Genomic DNA, 15,473 nt, shown 5'->3' on the forward strand with positions numbered 1-15,473 from the left:
CACATGGGGCACATCGAGAGACCACGGCGGATCGTGCAGACCGGACAGCAGCTCACACCCGGCCAACAGCTCACGCCCGGCCTGGGCAAGGACCAGCGCACCACGCAGACTCCCGGCACGGCGGGGCCGCACCGCCGCGAGCTGTACCTGGCGCGGGCGCGGCCCCTCCTGGACGCCGTGACCCGGCTGGACGCGGGACTCGACGAGGAAGCCCGCCGGCAGCTCGCGGAGTGGATCGGCGACGAGTACCGGACGGCGTACGCGGACGTGCCGCTCGGGCTCGTCGCCCGCTGCCACCTGGGCCCGCCCTACATCGACCACGTGCTCAACCTCTTCCACGTCATCCTGCGGCACTTCGCCCCGTCCGAACCGATGCCGGAGCCGTTCGCACAGGCCCGGATGCTGGCCAGGTCCGGCGGATACGCGTACATCGAGGTCTACGACGGCGGCCTGATCCTCCCCGTGCTCGAGGACGGAACCGTCGTACGCCCCTGAGCGCGACCTCCCCACAGCCCCAACCACAGATCAGTGTGATCGGAGACCCGTATGTCCGAGGTGGACTACACGCTGCGCCGCCAGGTGCAGGAAGTCAGCAACCTCGTGGTCCGGCTCGGCGAGCACGTGAGCTCGGTGTCCGGCCAGGTGGCGACTGTCGAACACAATCAGCAGCAGACCCGCACCGAACTGCAGCAACTGCGCGACGAGTTTCTCGCCTTCGTCAAGCAGGCGGAGTTCACCGCCAACGTGCAGCGAGCCGAGACCCGGATCGGTGTCATCCAGGACCAGGTGGACCACGAGTTCGGCCACCACAAGACCGTGCGGCGCACCGCGGTCGGCATGCTCCAGGCCTTCGACGTGGGCCTGGTGTCCGAGGACAACGTCCGTATGGTCAGCGACCAGTTGATGATTCAGACGCCCCGCTACTGGCTCGCGCCCGCCCTTGTCGCGCTCGCCTCCTGGTCGGCGGACGACCGGCTGCTGTGTGAGCGCGGCGTGGAAGAGGCCTTCAGGCGCTCCCCGGACCGCACCGCGCTCTTCTTCGCGCTCGTGCTGCGCCGCCAGGGCCGCAAGGACTCCGCAGTGCGCTGGCTGCGGCACTACCTCCTCGCGCAGGACCCGACGGCGCTCGGCCGGGAGTTCGCGGTCATCCTGGAGTCGATCGCGCAGGGGGCCTTCGGTCTCGTCGGCCGTGAGCTGCTCACCGAAACGCTGGCTGGATGGCGCGAACATCTGGCCGACGACGCCCAGTCGCTGACGCGGCAGGTCACGCGGTGGCGCGAAGAGATCGATTCGCTGCGCCAGCCGTCCGCCAAGGCCGAGTTCCCGCGCCTCGCCATGGTCTCCCCGCAGTGGCACCACCTCGACTCGGCCTACAGCTCCGCCCGCGCGCAGCAGGCCGTACTCGACAAGTACCGCGCCATCATGGAACGGGAGTTCGCGCCATCGGACCGTCTCGAGGACGCCGTGGACGACATCCTCGACCGGCTCGTCTCCGAGTACGACTACGAAGAGCTGCCCCTGCGCCGCGACCTCGCCTTCAACCATGCGGTCGTCGGCCACGACGGCGATGTCCTGGCGGCCCGCAAGGCCTCCGACGCCGACTCCGCCTCGTACGAGGAGACGCTCGACTACCTGACGGTGCAGACCACGGCCGCGCTGAACCCGGCGGCGATCGGCACGTCGGCCGCCACCCAGCGCTTCGCCGTCGCCGCCTGCAACGAGTGGTTCCTCCAGGCACACGCGGGCTTCACGCGCGACTACCGAGCCTCCGTCCCGCAGGACGTGGTGGCGCAGTTCGGCACGGCGCACACCGTCGGTGCACAGACCTTCCACCTGCCGCCGTGGATCGGGTCGTTCACGCAGCCCCTCGCCAACCTGGAGAAGTCCCTCTCGGGCCACTGGGACCAGCACATGGCACCGTTCATCGCCTCGCTCGCCTACCCGATGGGCCGCAAGGTGGCGCCGCTGATCGCCGTGCTCACGGGGATCCTGCTCCTCATCGGGGCGATCAACATCGGCTTCGCGCTCGTGGCCGCGGCGGTCACCGGCGCCGTGTGGGGGCTCTTCCTCTACAACGGCGCGCAGGCGGCCAAGCGCAACCAGGACAACGCGCGCCAGCTCCTGGAGCGTGCCAAGACCGACTCCCTGCATCAGCTACGGGGCGCCTCAGCGGAGTTGACCGACTGGTACGAGAAGTACCGGACCGCCGACCTGGTGGAGGCGGACAACCGCGAACTGATCACGTCTCTTGCCACCGCGACCCAGGGTGGCTCGCCCTTCGAGGGCCGCACCGTCGTCAAGGAGAAGCAGTGATGAGCGTTCCCCCGCAGCCCCGGCAATCCGCGCGGACCCAGGAGCCCCCGGCCTCCCAGAAGCCCCCGTCTCCGTGGGCCTCCACCGGCCGTCCCCAGGGCGAGCGCGTCACCAGCCGGCTCCGCCGGATCGCCGAAGAGCTGCCCGACTGGGAGCCGCTGCCGCCCGGCGAGACCTTGGTGCGGCGCCCCGGCAGCTCCGCGTGAGCGGAATGTGGGGCGACGGCGGGGCCTATCAGGCCTGGGTCCAATTCCTCCGGCGCTGGGCGGAGTTCGAGGACGTCGACCCGGCCGTGCTGCCCGCGATCGCCGAGGAGCAGTACGACGGCGCGACGGTCCAGAGGCTCACGGACCACCTCGGGGGCGCGCTCGACCGGAGGCTCAAGGCCTGGGCCGAGAAGCTGGTCATGGCGATGGCGTCGACACGTGACCCGTTCTCCTACGGCCGTGAGCTGGCCCAGGCCAGGGCCGGACTCCAGACCGTACGCGCCATGGCGGGCCACCCCGGACTCCCGCAGAAACTGCACACGGCCATGACGGAGCTGGTCGACCGGCAGATCCCACAGCTCCAGGAACAGCTGGAAGGGTTTCTCGACGACCAGCTGCGGCGGGGCGGGGATCCGCGCCACATCGAGGAGCTCCGCCGCACCCTGCGCGACAACGCGCTCACCGGCGTCCTCGCGCAAGGGCCACCGCCCCCCGCCACGAGCGCCGCCCCGGACCCCTGGGCGTACGACCCGGCGGCCGCACCACGGCGCCGGGTGATCCCCGACTGACGAGCGCCCCACCCCGACCGCTCCGGACCACCCCGCCCACTCCCGCGAAGGCCCGAATCCGCATGTCGAACTACGCCGAGAGCCTGCACCACCTCGACAGCTACATCTCCGCCCGCGTGCCGGTGATCGGCATGCGCACCATCGAGCAGCAGCGTGCCCTGCGCCTGCTGCGCGAGTCCGCCACGCAGCCGCGCCGCAGCAGCATGCCGTTCTGGATCTACACCAGGGCAACAGGCCTGCGCGACCTGCGGACCAACTCGCCGGTGATGGACGACCGTTCGCTCACCGGAGCCATGGAGTTCGCCGCCACCCAGTTCACCAGCAGGGCCAACGCGACGGTGGTGTTCGTCGACCCCGACGGTCTGGAGGCGGACACCCCGATCACTCGGCACGTGGCCGAGCTCGCCCGGCTCGCCGACAGCAACATGGGCAGCATCGTCCTCATCACGGACACCCCCATCTGGAGCGGTCTCCAACGGCTCGGCATGAGCCTCCACCTCGATCTGCCGGACGCTGACGAGATGTACGGCATCCTCAGCAGCTTTCTCGGTGACCACAAGGGGCACATCCCCATCGAGTGGAGCGAGGAGGACGCACGGCGCGCGGCGGAGTTCCTGCGGGGCGTCACCGAGGCCGAGTGCGTCAATCTGATGGCGACAATCGCGGCCAAGGGCTCCATCAAGGAGGCGGACGTCCTCGGGCTCGCCCAGGCCAAGGACCGGATCTTCAGCGATCTCACAGGTCTCGAACGGGTTGCGCTGCGGGAGAGCGACTACTCGATCGGAGGCCTGAGCAGCCTGCGCGAATGGCTGCGCCGCAAGCACGAGCTGATGCATGCCGACCTGCGCGGCACCGAACTGCGGCCGCCGCGCGGTGTGCTCCTCGTCGGGGTGCCCGGCTGCGGCAAGTCGCTCTCCGCGAAGGCCATCGCCCACGAGTGGAGACTCCCGCTCTACCGCCTCGACATGGGCAGCATCCACGGCAAGTACCTCGGCGAGTCGGAGGGGCGCTTCCGGGAGGCCCTCGCGATGGCCGACCGGGTGGCACCCTGCATCCTGTGGATCGACGAGATCGAGAAGGGCCTCGCGGGACGCGACGACGGCACGGGAGTGCCGCAGCGGATCATCGGCCAGTTCCTTTTCTGGCTCCAGGAGTCCCAGTCGCGGGCCTTCGTCGTCGCCACCGCCAACGACGTCCGCAGCCTGCCGCCCGAGCTCCTGCGCAAGGGGCGCTTCGACGAGCTGTTCTTCGTGGACCTGCCCGATGCCGAGGAGCGCAAGGAGATCATCTCCATGTACCACCAGCGCTACCTGAAGACCCCTCCCGAGCAGGAGCAGGTGGACCGCCTCGTCGACCTTTCCGAGGGCTTCGCGGGCTCCGACATCGAGTCCGCCCTCCACGACGTGGGTGCGGAGGCACTCCTGAACGGTGGCGCCGCCAACCTGAAGCCCTCGCTGCTCCTGGACACCTTCGCCAACACCGTCCCGATGAGCAGGGTCAACCCGGAGCAGATCGAGGAGATCAGGGCCTGGGGCAGGGAACGCGCCGTTCCCGCAGGGCGGGCGTCGGGCAGCACGGCTCCGGGCGCGGTGAAGCCGGCGCGGCGGATCGTGTTCATGGACGACTGACGGGCCGATGGCGAAGGGCCGCCGCCGGACGGCGACGGCCCTTCACTGACCCGGTCCGCTCACCCGGTGCAGTACTGCTGCTCCTTGCCGATCGAGCGGTACATGCAGTCCGAGTTCTCCAGGAGCTGCAGGACCGCGTCCCTGTTGCGGTTCGTCTCCCGCTCGATCACCTCGTCGGGCGGGTAGAAACCGCCGCCGCCCGCGGACGACGGGTACATCTCGAAGGTGTAGCTGAAGATCTTCTGGTTGCCCCAGAGCCAGTCGTTGATCGACCCGTCCGTGATGTAGAGGTCGCTGGACTGCTGCGGCGTGTAGCCGTTGCTCGCGGCCATCTTCCGGCCGACGGTGGCGTGCGCGTCGCGGTCGTCCTGGGTGAGGCCGGGGCCCGTGTCGCTGTACGTGTAGCCGTACGGCCACAGGACCAGCTCGCTGTACGTATGGAAGTCGATGGAGGCCTTGATCTGCTGCTTGCCGCCGACGATGCGGCTGCGCACGAAGTTGGAGACGACCTTCACCTCGGGTGCCGACTCGGCGCTCGGGCCGCGGTAGGTCTCGGATCCGGTGGAGCCGGACGAGCCGCCGCAGCAGCCCCACCGGTAGGCCCAGTTGCGGTTCATGTCGGTGCCGACGTTCGACGAACCGCTGTTGGGCTGGCGGTTCTTGCGCCAGCTGCGGTAGGAGCCGGTCGCGATGTCGTACTCGCCGCCGTCCGGGTTCAGGTCCGGCACGATCCAGATCTCGCGCTCGTCGACCATCTTCTTGATGCGCGCGTCCGTGCCGTAGTCGTCGCCCAGTTCGCGCAGCAGGTACAGCGCCATCTCGACGGTCAGGTGCTCGCGGGCGTGCTGGTGGTGGGTGAAGAGGACCTCGGGCTCGGCCTCGTCCGTGCCGACGTTGTCGCTGATCTTGATGGCGACGATGTCCCGGCCCGAGTAGGACTTGCCGATGACCCTCTTGCTCATCAGGGTCGGGTGGGCGGCGATGCGCTGGTTGATCTCCGCGTTCATCTCCGCGTAGTTGTGGTACCTCGCGTCGGCGGGCGGGAAGTCCTTGGCCTCCACGGGTTCGCCGTTCGTACGCTTCGGGGGTCCGGCCAGGGCCTTGAGCTCGTAGCCCGCGTCCCGGAGCCGGGCCGCCTCGCGGCCGTCGGCCGAGACGACCACCGCGCGGGCGTCGACCTCGTCGATGGCGACGCCGGTGCGGGCGAGCGCGGTGCGTGCCGCCTTGTCGTCGCCGAGGGGGATCTCGTACTGGCGCGTTTCGTTGTCGGCGGCCGCCGTGCTCCGTGAGGTGCGGTCGGCGGGGTCCGGTGAGGCGTTGGCGGTGATGGGTGCCGCCACGGCGAGGGCGAGAAGTACCGCTAGGGCAGCGGATCTTCTGCCGCGTATGCGAAGTCGCATGAAGTCTCCTGGAGGGGTGGGGGTGGTTCACTGCGACGCGTGCGGTGCGGTTGCGAGGTGCGAGATGCGGGTTGCGCGGGCCCATCGTGGGGGCCTGGCATGCTCCGGTCAACGCTGTCTTCGGCCAACCCCTTGTGCCACACGCCGCCATGCGGTTTCTTGATCGGCATGGCTGATACGACAGGCAGTGGCACGGCCACGGGAGATGCGGCTCCCCAGCCCCGCAAGTCCAGCTGGAAATACATCGGACCCGGCATCGTCGTCGCCGCGACCGGCGTCGGCGCGGGCGACCTGGTCGCCACGCTCATCGCGGGCAGCAACTTCGGCTACACCCTGCTCTGGGCCGCCGTCATCGGCTGCGTCGTCAAGATCTCGCTCGCCGAGGCCGCCGGACGCTGGCACCTGGCGACCGGACGCACCCTCTTCGACGGCTGGGCCAGCCTCGGCCGCTGGACGACGTGGTTCTTCGTCGTCTACGTCGTGATCTGGGGGTACGTCTACGGGGCCGCGGCCATGTCGTCGTCGGGACTGCCGCTCCAGGCGCTGTTCCCGGACGTCATGGAGCTCAAGTGGTGGGGGATCCTCACCGGCATCGTCGGCCTGGTCTTCGTCTGGTTCAACAAGTACGCCGTCTTCGAGAAGGTCATGACGGTGCTCGTCGGCATCATGTTCGTCGTCACCGTCTACCTCGCCATCCGCGTCACCCCGCACCTCGGCGACGCCTTCGCGGGCCTGCTGCCCGTCCTGCCCGACGAGAAGGACTCCATCCTCAACACGCTCGGCCTGATCGGCGGAGTCGGCGGCACCATCACCCTTGCCGCGTACGGCTACTGGGTCAACGCCAAGGGCTGGACGAACACCGGCTGGATGAAGGTGATGCGGCTCGACAACCGCGTCGCGTACATCACCACCGGCATCTTCGTCGTCGCCATGCTCTTCGTCGGCGCCGAGCTGCTGCACTCCGCGAACGTCGCCATCGCCAGCGGCGACAAGGGCCTCGTGCAGCTCTCGGGCATCCTGGAGAAGGAGTACGGAGACGCCACCGCCAAGCTCTTCCTGATCGGCTTCTTCGCCACGTCCTTCACCTCGCTGATCGGCGTCTGGCACGGCGTGAGCCTGATGTTCGCCGACTTCGTGGAGCGCTACCGCAAGCAGCGGGCGGGCGCCGACCAGAAGGCCCTCACCGGCGAGGAGGTGGCGTCCGGAGCCCGCGAGAAGTCGGTGCCGTTCCGCGCCTACCTGCTGTGGCTGACCTTCCCGCCGATGATCCTGCTCTTCCAGGGGCAGCCGTTCCGCCTCATCATCCTCTACGGCGTGCTCGGCGCGGCCTTCATGCCGTTCCTCGCCCTCACCCTGGTCTGGCTCCTCAACTCATCGCGCACGCCCAGTGAATGGCGCAACGGCTGGCTCAGCAACGGCATGCTGGCGATCGCCGGCCTGCTGTTCCTGGTCCTGTGCGTCAAGCAGATCACGGACCAGGACTGGAGCAGCTTCTTCTAGCGCGTACGAGGACGAAGAGGACGGCAGCGCCGCCGGGGGAGCGGCGGCGCTGCGGTTCTGTGTGGGGCGGTTACGGCAGACCGTGGACGTGCGGTCCGACCGCCTTGGACCAGGAACTGCCGTCGGCGGCGTCCCAGTTGGTCGACCAGGTCATCGCGCCCCGGATGTCGGGGTAGGTCTTGGACGGCTTGAAGGAACCGCAGCTGGTGCCCTTCGCCAGGCAGTCCAGGGCCTGGTTCACGACGGACGGCGAGACGTAACCGCCCCCGGCAGCCTTCGCGGATGCCGGGACGCCTATGCCGACCTGCGACGGGGCGAGGCCGCCCTCCAGCTGGATGCAGGCGAGCGAGGTGAGGAAGTCGACCGATCCCTGGCTGTAGACCTTGCCGTCACAGCCCAGCATCGAACCGCTGTTGTAGTACTGCATGTTGACGACCGTGAGGATGTCCTTCACCGCGAGCGCCGTCTTGAAGTACTCGTTCGACGTCGACTGCATGTCGATCGTCTGCGGCGCCATGGTCAGGACGAACCCGGAACCGGCCTTCCCGGAAAGGGACTTCAGGGCCTGCGACATGTACGTCGAGTTGAGCCCGTTCTCCAGGTCGATGTCGACGCCGTCGAAGCCGTACTCCTGCATGAGCTTGTACGCGGAGTCGGCGAAGGCGGTCGCCGACGCGCCGTCGTTGACGGTCACGGCTCCCTTCTCGCCGCCGACCGAGAGGATCACGGACTTCCCGGCCGCCTGCTTGGCCTTGATGTCGGCCTTGAACTGGTCGACGGTGTACCCGCCGAGCCCGGCCGAGTCGAGGTTGAAGGCCAGCTCGCCCGGCGTGGAGGTCGCGTCCGCGAACGAGACCGCGATGATGTCGTACTCGTCCTGTACGTCGCTCAGCTTCTGGACCGTGGCGCCGTTGTTGAAGTTCTGCCAGTAGCCGGTCACCGCGTGCTTCGGTACGGCGCGGGCGTCGTCGGCGTCGGCGTTGTCGGCGCCGCCGGTGAGCAGGCCGGTGAGCGCGAGGGCGAGTGCCGTTGTCAGACCGATGACGGACCCTGCCTTCCTGCGTGTCCTGCCGCGTGCGTGGTCCACTTCTGCCTCCGGTGGGGGGAGTTGGGGCGTTCGGAGAGCTCTCGCCGGGCTGGGGTGGGGGGGATGGTGGGGGGCTGCCCGGCGCCTTGCTTGGTCGTACACAAGCTGGTCCAGACCAATCAGGTTGTCAATACCTCTGGCGCCACCTGGACCCCACGAGTCCGGCCAACCTCTGCGTGAACAGTGGGAAGTTGGGTGTTGAGGTGACGCTGACCTCTATAAGGTGCTGAGGCAGAAGTGCACGAAGACCGGGGGGTGTGCGTATGCCGACCGCCATAGCCGTCACCGGCCCTGACCTGGTGCTGCCACCGCCCGACCGGCACACCCCGTCGGCGGCCGTCCTGCAGAGCGCCGTCCAGTCACCGCGGACGTACTCCCTGGACCAAGCGCTCACCGAGATGCACACGCTCATCGAGCACCACGGCTATGTGATCGTCCTGTGCCCCGCGTCGGCGCCGCCCGCCCTCGTCCAGCGCATGCACGCGATCCGCTCCGTCCTGGAGAGCGACCGCATCGCCATCCTCCGCCCCGACCTGCCGCCGCTGGGCCTCGCGGTCCTCGCGCTCCAGCTCCGCCAGCTCTCCATCTGCGACTTCAGCCCCGGCGTCCTCGCGTCGGCGGCCCGCCTCCTCTCCCACTACATCTACGCGGGCGCGCTGCTCGGCTCGGTGGCGAAGCTGGACCGGGTCCCGGTCACGCTGCAGTCCCACGCCAAGTCATGGGTGCCGGGCGCCCAGTTCGCCGTCCTGGCGACCCCGCGCCCCGAGCTGATCAAGGTGACGGGGGACGCGACGCTCCCCGGCCCCGGCTTCGGCACGAAGATGCTGTACGCCACCGGGCAGCTGGGGTCCGGCTGGGTCACCGAGACGCTCGCCCCTGCCTGGCGGACTCAGGGGGTTTCGGAGACGCGGCTTCCGGGGGAGTCCGCGCGGTGGTGGGCGACGGGCAAGCTCGTCGAGTTCGCCGCGGCGATCCCCGACATCTCCGTGCTCTACCAACTGGTGTCGTCCGTCCGCCGTGACGACTGCCACTGGTGCGGCCTCGAACTCATCGGCGACCGCTGCGGCTTCTGCGCGGCGCCGTTGCTGCCGCCGCCGGAACGTGCGGCGCCGGCAGCCGCCTCCGTATCCGCCTCCGTCTCTGTCTCCGCCGTACGGGCGCTGCCGCGAGGCGCGACGTAAGAGCCGCAGGTCCCTCATGTGCACGAGCCCGAACTGAACGCGCGCCACCCCGCTCACTGTCCGTAGCCGCCCGCACTCGATCGAGGTAGTCCGGTTCATGAACTCACGCCAGCGCCGCGGCGTCATCCTGCTGGTCCTTTCGGTCCTGGCCGCGTTCGGCGCGTTCGCGGGCGTCCTCTCGGTGATCCGGGACGTGAACTCGAAGGTGGGGCCTGAGGTGGCCGCGTACAAGCTGAAGGGGGACATCGCCCCCTACAAGGAGCTGAGCGCGGACCAGTTCGAGAAGGTCGAGATGCCGGAGCGGTGGCTCTCGAAGAACGCGGTCACCGATCTGCGCCAGGTCCGCGGCAAGATCGCGGTGACCGAGCTGCGCAAGGGCTCGCTGCTCCAGACGGACATGATCGTCGACCGTCCCGAACTCGATCCCGGCCAGCAGGAGATCGCCATCATGATCGACGCGGCGACGGGCGTCGCGGGCAAGATCACGCCGGGGGCGACGGTCAACATCTACGCCACGTTCAAGGCCGAGACCGACAACGCCAAGGACCAGTCGAAGGTGATCGTCGAGTCCGCGAAGGTGATCGACGTAGGCAAGCTGACGGCACTGGACCCGGACGAGGACGACCGCGGCAGCAGCCGCAGCCGTCGTACGGCGACGGAAGCGGTGCCGATCACGTTCGCCCTGGACACGGCGGACGCGCAGCGCGTGGCGTACGCGGAGTCGTTCGCCACGCATGTACGGCTCGCCCTGGTCGGCCAGGGCGAGGAGAGCGCGATTCCGCGGGGCGACCGGACGTACACACTCGACGAGGACAAGTAGGGGGCCCCGCGCATGAGGCGACGCACGTCCGTACCCCCGCGCTGCGGCTCCGCCGGGCCACCCCACCCAAGGCCACCGCTGCGCGGCGGATCTTTCCCTCCCACCCACCCGATTACCCCGCGGGGCAATCGGGTGGGTGGGAGGGAAAAGCCTGTTCGCCGGCACCAACTGCCGAGTGAGAGCAGGCGGAACGTGCACCCCGCCGCAGGCGAAAGGTACCCGCTGCCGAGTGAGAGCAGGCGGGACGTGCAGCCCGCCGCAGGCGGAAAGGGCCAACTGCCGAGTGCCGACAGCCAGGACGTCCAGCCCGCCGCAGGCGCCCCGCACTGCCCACCGCCAGGAGGCAACCGCGTATGACGACCCGCATCCTCCCCGCCGTGGGAGACATGGACGCCGCCCGCGCACTCTCCACCCTCACAGGGCAACTGCCGGACGCCGAACCCGCCCTCCCCGTCGCGGACTCCACCGCCCTGCTCGACACCCTGGCCCGCCTCGCCGCGGAGTCCATCGACGAGCTCCCCGAAGTCGTCCTCATCCATGAGCGCATCGGCCCCGTCCCCGCCCTCGACCTGATCCGCGACCTCGTCCTCCGCTTCCCCGCGGTAGGCGTCGTCCTCATCACCGCCGACACCAGCCCCGCCCTCCTCACCGCCGCGATGGACTCCGGCGCCCGAGGCATCGTCGGCTTCCCTCTCGCGTACGACGCACTCGCCGAGCGGGTGCACGCGGCGGCCGCCTGGTCCGCGGGGATGCGCAGGCACCTGGGCAGCGCGGGCATAGAGCTCTACGCCGGGCCGGGAGAGACCCCGGGCGGCGGCCACGTCGTAGCGGTGAGCGGCGCCAAGGGAGGCGTGGGGACCACCCTCGCCACCGTCCAGCTCGCCCTCGCCGCACGGGCGTCCGGCCGCACCGTCGCCCTCCTCGACCTGGACCTCCAGGCCGGCGACGTCTCCTCGTACCTGGACGTCCAGTTCCGCCGCTCCATCGCCGACCTCGCGTCGATCACCGACATCACGCCCCGCGTCCTCCAGGACGCCGTCTACACCCACGAGACCGGCATCGGCCTCCTCCTCGCCCCCGGCGAGGGCGAGCGGGGTGAGGAGATCACCGACCGCGTCGCCCGCCAGACGCTCAGCGCCCTGCGCAGCCGCTACGACGTCGTACTCGTCGACTGCGGTACGTACGTCACCGGGGCGAGCGCCGCAGCGATCGAACTCGCCGACCAGGCCATCCTCCTGGTCACCCCGGACGTCGTCTCCGTACGCGCCGCCAAACGCATGGTTCGCCTGTGGGACCGCCTCCAGATCCGCAAGGCGGAGGAGACGCTCACGGTCGTCAACCGCCACGGCAAGGGCGCGGAGATCCAGCCCTCCCTGGTGGAACGGGTGACGGGGACACGCGTCGCCCGCACTACCGTCCCCGCGAACTTCAAGGAACTGCAGGGCGCGGTCGACGCGGGCCGCATGCAGGACCTGGACAGCAAGTCCACCGTGAAGCAGGCGCTGTGGGCGCTGGCGGGCGAGCTGGGCCTCGTGGACCTGGAGGCGGCGTCCGCCGGAGCCAAACGCCTGACCCTCCGCAAGCGGGTCGGCGGCGACCGCGGCGCGGTCACCCTGGAGTTCGCCGGGATGTTCCCGCTGCTGCTCGCCGTGATGGGCCTCCTGTGGCAGTGCGCGCTGTACGGCTACACGTTCTCCCTCGCCGGAAACGCGGCGGACGAGGCCGCGCGGGCGGCAACGGCCGCGTACGCCGTGGGAGAGGGCGGCGCGGCGGCGTGCGAGGCCGCCGCGAAGGAGCATCTGCCGTCGGCGTGGCAGGGCGCGGAGGTGGCCTGCACCGACGAGGGAGCGGTGTGGAAGGCCCACGTGGACGCGGACGTACCGCTGTTCTTCCCCGGGATCGACGCGGGGTGGAGCGTCAGCGGGGAGGCGGGCGCGGCGAAGGAGGGGGAGGACGGTGAAGGCTGACCCCGCAGCGCTGCGTACCGTCGATCACCGGCTCCGCCGAGTTCGTCCTCAAACGCCGGACGGGCTGGGCCCCCGGCGCCATCAGCAGTCTCAGCTGCATCTGCGAAAGAGAGTGCGCCTCAACGACGACCGAGGCGTATCCATGCTCGAATTCGCCGGCTTCCTCCCCATCCTGCTCCTCATAGGCCTGGCCGCCATCCAGCTCGGCCTCGTCGGCTACGCCGTCAACCAGGCAGGCTCAGGCGCCCGCGCCGCGGCCCGCGTCGCCTCCCAGGGCGAGGGCGGCGAGGCGGCGGGCCTGGCGGCGATGGACGGGAACCTCGACGCCCAGGTCGCCATCAGCGGCGGCGGCGACACGACGACAGCGGACGTCACCGTCCAAGTCCCCACCCTGCTCCCCTTCGTGGACGCCGGCTGGTCCGTCACGAAGTCGGCGACCATGCCCAACGACGATGACGAAGACGGGAGCTGAGAGAGAAAAGATGAGCCTCCGCGACCGCATGGCGACCCCGCACGACCACGGCAAGGGAAGCGACCCCAGCCGCGACGACAGCCTCGTGGCGGTCTACCGCGCCAAGCTCCTGGAAGAGATCGACCTCGCCGAGATGTCCTCCCTGACGACGGCCGACCGCCGCGTCCGCCTCGAACGCGTCATGGGCCACATCATCAGCCGCGAGGGTCCAGTCCTCTCGACCTCGGAGCGCTCCCAGCTCATCCGCCGCGTCGTGGACGAGGCCCTGGGACTCGGCGTACTCGAACCGCTCCTCGCCGACGCCTCCATCACGGAGATCATGGTCAACGGCCCCGACTCGATCTTCGTCGAGCGCGCCGGACGCGTCGAACAGCTCCCCCTCCGCTTCGCGTCGAACGACCAGCTCATGCAGACCATCGAACGCATCGTCTCCACGGTCAACCGCCGCGTCGACGAGTCGAACCCGATGGTCGACGCGCGCCTGCCCACCGGCGAGCGAGTGAACGTGATCATCCCCCCGCTGGCCCTGACCGGCGCGACCCTCACCATCCGCCGCTTCCCGCGCGCGTACACGCTGCACGAGCTCATCGGCCTCGGCTCGCTCGACGAGCACATGCTGCTCCTGCTCTCCGCCTTCGTACGGGCCCGCTTCAACATCATCGTCAGCGGCGGCACAGGCTCCGGAAAGACGACGCTCCTCAACGCACTCTCCGGCCTCCTCCCTGCCCATGAACGCATCATCACCATCGAGGACTCCGCCGAACTGCAACTCCAGCAGGACCACGTGATCCGCCTCGAATCCCGCCCCCCGAACGTCGAGGGCAAGGGCCAGATCACCATCCGCGACCTGGTCCGCAACAGCCTCCGTATGCGCCCCGACCGCATCATCGTCGGCGAGGTCCGAGGCGGCGAGACCCTCGACATGCTCCAGGCCATGTCGACGGGCCACGACGGCTCCCTCGCCACCGTCCACGCGAACACGGCGGAGGACGCCCTCATGCGCCTCCAGACCCTCGGCTCGATGTCCGAGGTCCAGATCCCGTTCGAGGCGCTGAAGGACCAGATCAACTCGGCGGTCGACGTGGTGGTCCAGCTCGCCCGGCACGCGGACGGCTCCCGCAAGGTCGCCGAGATCGTCCTTCTCGTCTCGCACGGCCGCGAACAGTTCCGCATCGCCCCGGCGACCCGCTTCGTGCCGAGCCAGCCGAGCATCGGCGGCCTGGACCGCCGCGTGCACGGCTACTTCGAGCACCTGCCGCTGCCGCGTTCCGTCGCCGAGCGGCTGTACGTCGCGGGAGAGCCGGTGCCGCCAGGTTTCGGCGTGGCCCAGGCCATCGACGTACTGAACACGAGAGAGGCCATCGGCTGATGGAGAACCAAGCCGCCCTCCTGGCTCTGGGCGCCACGATCCTGACGGGCACGCTCGCCGTCGCCGGAATCCACTCGTACGCGTCCGGCCGCGCCCAGCGACAGGCGCTGGTGGACCGCCTGTCGATCGGCCCCGGCACGGCCGACGCCGGAGGCCGTGGCCGCCGCTTCTCCGCCGTCGACCGCCGCCTGCGCCGCACCCGCCTCGGCCACTCCATCCACCTGCGCCTCTCGGCGACAGGGCTCGACCTCACGGCGGGCGAGTTCTTCGTCTACGTCGTGGCGGTCGTCGCCGCGCTCTGGCTGATGGCGGCGGCCACACTGGCCCCCTTCTTCGGCCCGATCGCGGGCATCGTGGCGGTCTGGAGCGCGGTGGTGTTCCTCAACTGGCAACGCCAGAAGCGAATTGAGGCGTTCATCAACCAACTCCCGGACGTGGCCCGCATCCTGGCGAACGCGACGGCGGCGGGCCTTGCCCTACGCACGTCACTGGCGATGGCGGCGGAGGAGCTGGAGGCCCCGGCAGGCGAGGAACTGTCGATGGTGGCAGACCAATTGACGCTGGGCCGCTCGATCGACGACACACTGGGCGAACTGGCGGAACGCCTCCCGTCACGCGAACTGATAGTCCTCGTGACGACCCTGATCCTCTCCAACAAGGCGGGCGGCTCGGTGGTGAACTCCCTCCGAAACCTCACCCAGACCCTGGAGGACCGCAAGGAGACCCGCAGGGAGGTCCGCACGATGCTCTCGGAGGTCCACGCGACGGCGTTCACCGTCCCGCTCCTGGGCCTGGGCTCCCTGATCCTGATCAACTCGTCCAATGAGGGAGCACTGGCAAGGGTGACGGGCTCGCCGATGGGCCAGACGCTGATCCTGATCGCGCTCGGCCTGTACGCGGTGGGCTTCTTCGTGATCAGACGCCTCGGCAAGATCGAAGTGTAGGGAGCGGTCGACGTGTT

Annotated in this window: 14 protein-coding genes; 12 read left to right on the forward strand and 2 right to left on the reverse strand. The window is 69.6% G+C overall.

What is annotated here, in order from left to right; translation table 11 throughout:
- The first annotated feature begins 3 nt into the window (after positions 1-3).
- The 5 genes from ACWGI2_RS18230 to ACWGI2_RS18250 all read left to right on the forward strand — a co-directional run bounded on the left by ACWGI2_RS18230 (position 4) and on the right by ACWGI2_RS18250 (position 4,716).
- The gene (locus ACWGI2_RS18230; RefSeq protein ID WP_453696277.1) at positions 4-495 is read left to right on the forward strand and encodes a hypothetical protein; all 492 of its coding nucleotides are present in this window, start codon (positions 4-6) and stop codon (positions 493-495) included.
- A gap of 51 nt (positions 496-546) precedes the next feature.
- Positions 547-2,313: a hypothetical protein gene (locus tag ACWGI2_RS18235; protein ID WP_453397202.1), complete on the forward strand. Its 1,767-nt coding sequence runs from the start codon at positions 547-549 to the stop codon at positions 2,311-2,313.
- Positions 2,313-2,519 carry a hypothetical protein gene (locus ACWGI2_RS18240; RefSeq protein WP_453397201.1) on the forward strand — a complete coding sequence of 69 codons (207 nt, stop codon included), beginning with the start codon at positions 2,313-2,315 and terminating at the stop codon, positions 2,517-2,519. The genes ACWGI2_RS18235 and ACWGI2_RS18240 overlap by 1 nt, the downstream gene beginning before the upstream one ends.
- Positions 2,520-2,524: 5 nt before the next feature.
- Positions 2,525-3,088: a hypothetical protein gene (locus ACWGI2_RS18245; RefSeq protein WP_453397639.1), complete on the forward strand. Its 564-nt coding sequence runs from the start codon at positions 2,525-2,527 to the stop codon at positions 3,086-3,088.
- 62 nt (positions 3,089-3,150) lie between these two features.
- The gene (locus ACWGI2_RS18250; protein WP_453397200.1) at positions 3,151-4,716 is read left to right on the forward strand and encodes an AAA family ATPase; all 1,566 of its coding nucleotides are present in this window, start codon (positions 3,151-3,153) and stop codon (positions 4,714-4,716) included.
- A gap of 59 nt (positions 4,717-4,775) precedes the next feature.
- On the opposite strand, the gene ACWGI2_RS18255 is transcribed toward ACWGI2_RS18250, so the two are convergent.
- Positions 4,776-6,116 carry a M14 family metallopeptidase gene (locus tag ACWGI2_RS18255; protein ID WP_453696278.1) on the reverse strand — a complete coding sequence of 447 codons (1,341 nt, stop codon included), beginning with the start codon at positions 6,114-6,116 and terminating at the stop codon, positions 4,776-4,778.
- A gap of 168 nt (positions 6,117-6,284) precedes the next feature.
- On the opposite strand from ACWGI2_RS18255, the gene ACWGI2_RS18260 reads away from it, so the two are divergent.
- Positions 6,285-7,616: an Nramp family divalent metal transporter gene (locus tag ACWGI2_RS18260; RefSeq protein ID WP_453696280.1), complete on the forward strand. Its 1,332-nt coding sequence runs from the start codon at positions 6,285-6,287 to the stop codon at positions 7,614-7,616.
- A 70-nt stretch (positions 7,617-7,686) separates the two neighbouring features.
- Here the strand turns inward: ACWGI2_RS18260 and ACWGI2_RS18265 are convergent, their stop codons facing one another.
- The gene (locus tag ACWGI2_RS18265; protein ID WP_453696282.1) at positions 7,687-8,703 is read right to left on the reverse strand and encodes a chitinase; all 1,017 of its coding nucleotides are present in this window, start codon (positions 8,701-8,703) and stop codon (positions 7,687-7,689) included.
- A 263-nt stretch (positions 8,704-8,966) separates the two neighbouring features.
- Between ACWGI2_RS18265 and ACWGI2_RS18270 the strand changes: the two genes are divergently transcribed.
- The 6 genes from ACWGI2_RS18270 to ACWGI2_RS18295 all read left to right on the forward strand — a co-directional run bounded on the left by ACWGI2_RS18270 (position 8,967) and on the right by ACWGI2_RS18295 (position 15,456).
- Positions 8,967-9,884 carry a hypothetical protein gene (locus tag ACWGI2_RS18270; RefSeq protein ID WP_453696284.1) on the forward strand — a complete coding sequence of 306 codons (918 nt, stop codon included), beginning with the start codon at positions 8,967-8,969 and terminating at the stop codon, positions 9,882-9,884.
- Between the two features lie 97 nt (positions 9,885-9,981).
- Complete coding sequence (cpaB, locus tag ACWGI2_RS18275; RefSeq protein ID WP_453696285.1) at positions 9,982-10,704, forward strand: Flp pilus assembly protein CpaB; 723 nt, start codon at positions 9,982-9,984, stop codon at positions 10,702-10,704.
- Between the two features lie 353 nt (positions 10,705-11,057).
- Positions 11,058-12,671 carry an AAA family ATPase gene (locus ACWGI2_RS18280; protein WP_453696287.1) on the forward strand — a complete coding sequence of 538 codons (1,614 nt, stop codon included), beginning with the start codon at positions 11,058-11,060 and terminating at the stop codon, positions 12,669-12,671.
- Between the two features lie 142 nt (positions 12,672-12,813).
- Positions 12,814-13,143: a TadE/TadG family type IV pilus assembly protein gene (locus ACWGI2_RS18285; RefSeq protein WP_453397193.1), complete on the forward strand. Its 330-nt coding sequence runs from the start codon at positions 12,814-12,816 to the stop codon at positions 13,141-13,143.
- 10 nt (positions 13,144-13,153) lie between these two features.
- Complete coding sequence (locus ACWGI2_RS18290; protein WP_453696288.1) at positions 13,154-14,512, forward strand: CpaF family protein; 1,359 nt, start codon at positions 13,154-13,156, stop codon at positions 14,510-14,512.
- On the forward strand, positions 14,512-15,456 hold the full coding sequence (locus ACWGI2_RS18295; protein WP_453397191.1) for a type II secretion system F family protein: 945 nt from the start codon (positions 14,512-14,514) through the stop codon (positions 15,454-15,456). The genes ACWGI2_RS18290 and ACWGI2_RS18295 overlap by 1 nt, the downstream gene beginning before the upstream one ends.
- Positions 15,457-15,473: the final 17 nt, after the last annotated feature.

The organism is Streptomyces sp. NPDC054866 (assembly GCF_053610745.1).

Coding starts and splice junctions, on each gene's coding strand:
- ACWGI2_RS18230 (WP_453696277.1), top strand. CDS start 4: ATGGGGCACATCGAGAGACCACGGCGGATCGTGCAGACCGGACAGCAG.
- ACWGI2_RS18235 (WP_453397202.1), top strand. CDS start 547: ATGTCCGAGGTGGACTACACGCTGCGCCGCCAGGTGCAGGAAGTCAGC.
- ACWGI2_RS18240 (WP_453397201.1), top strand. CDS start 2,313: ATGAGCGTTCCCCCGCAGCCCCGGCAATCCGCGCGGACCCAGGAGCCC.
- ACWGI2_RS18245 (WP_453397639.1), top strand. CDS start 2,525: ATGTGGGGCGACGGCGGGGCCTATCAGGCCTGGGTCCAATTCCTCCGG.
- ACWGI2_RS18250 (WP_453397200.1), top strand. CDS start 3,151: ATGTCGAACTACGCCGAGAGCCTGCACCACCTCGACAGCTACATCTCC.
- ACWGI2_RS18255 (WP_453696278.1), bottom strand. CDS start 6,116: ATGCGACTTCGCATACGCGGCAGAAGATCCGCTGCCCTAGCGGTACTT.
- ACWGI2_RS18260 (WP_453696280.1), top strand. CDS start 6,285: ATGGCTGATACGACAGGCAGTGGCACGGCCACGGGAGATGCGGCTCCC.
- ACWGI2_RS18270 (WP_453696284.1), top strand. CDS start 8,967: ATGCCGACCGCCATAGCCGTCACCGGCCCTGACCTGGTGCTGCCACCG.
- cpaB (WP_453696285.1), top strand. CDS start 9,982: ATGAACTCACGCCAGCGCCGCGGCGTCATCCTGCTGGTCCTTTCGGTC.
- ACWGI2_RS18280 (WP_453696287.1), top strand. CDS start 11,058: ATGACGACCCGCATCCTCCCCGCCGTGGGAGACATGGACGCCGCCCGC.
- ACWGI2_RS18285 (WP_453397193.1), top strand. CDS start 12,814: ATGCTCGAATTCGCCGGCTTCCTCCCCATCCTGCTCCTCATAGGCCTG.
- ACWGI2_RS18290 (WP_453696288.1), top strand. CDS start 13,154: ATGAGCCTCCGCGACCGCATGGCGACCCCGCACGACCACGGCAAGGGA.
- ACWGI2_RS18295 (WP_453397191.1), top strand. CDS start 14,512: ATGGAGAACCAAGCCGCCCTCCTGGCTCTGGGCGCCACGATCCTGACG.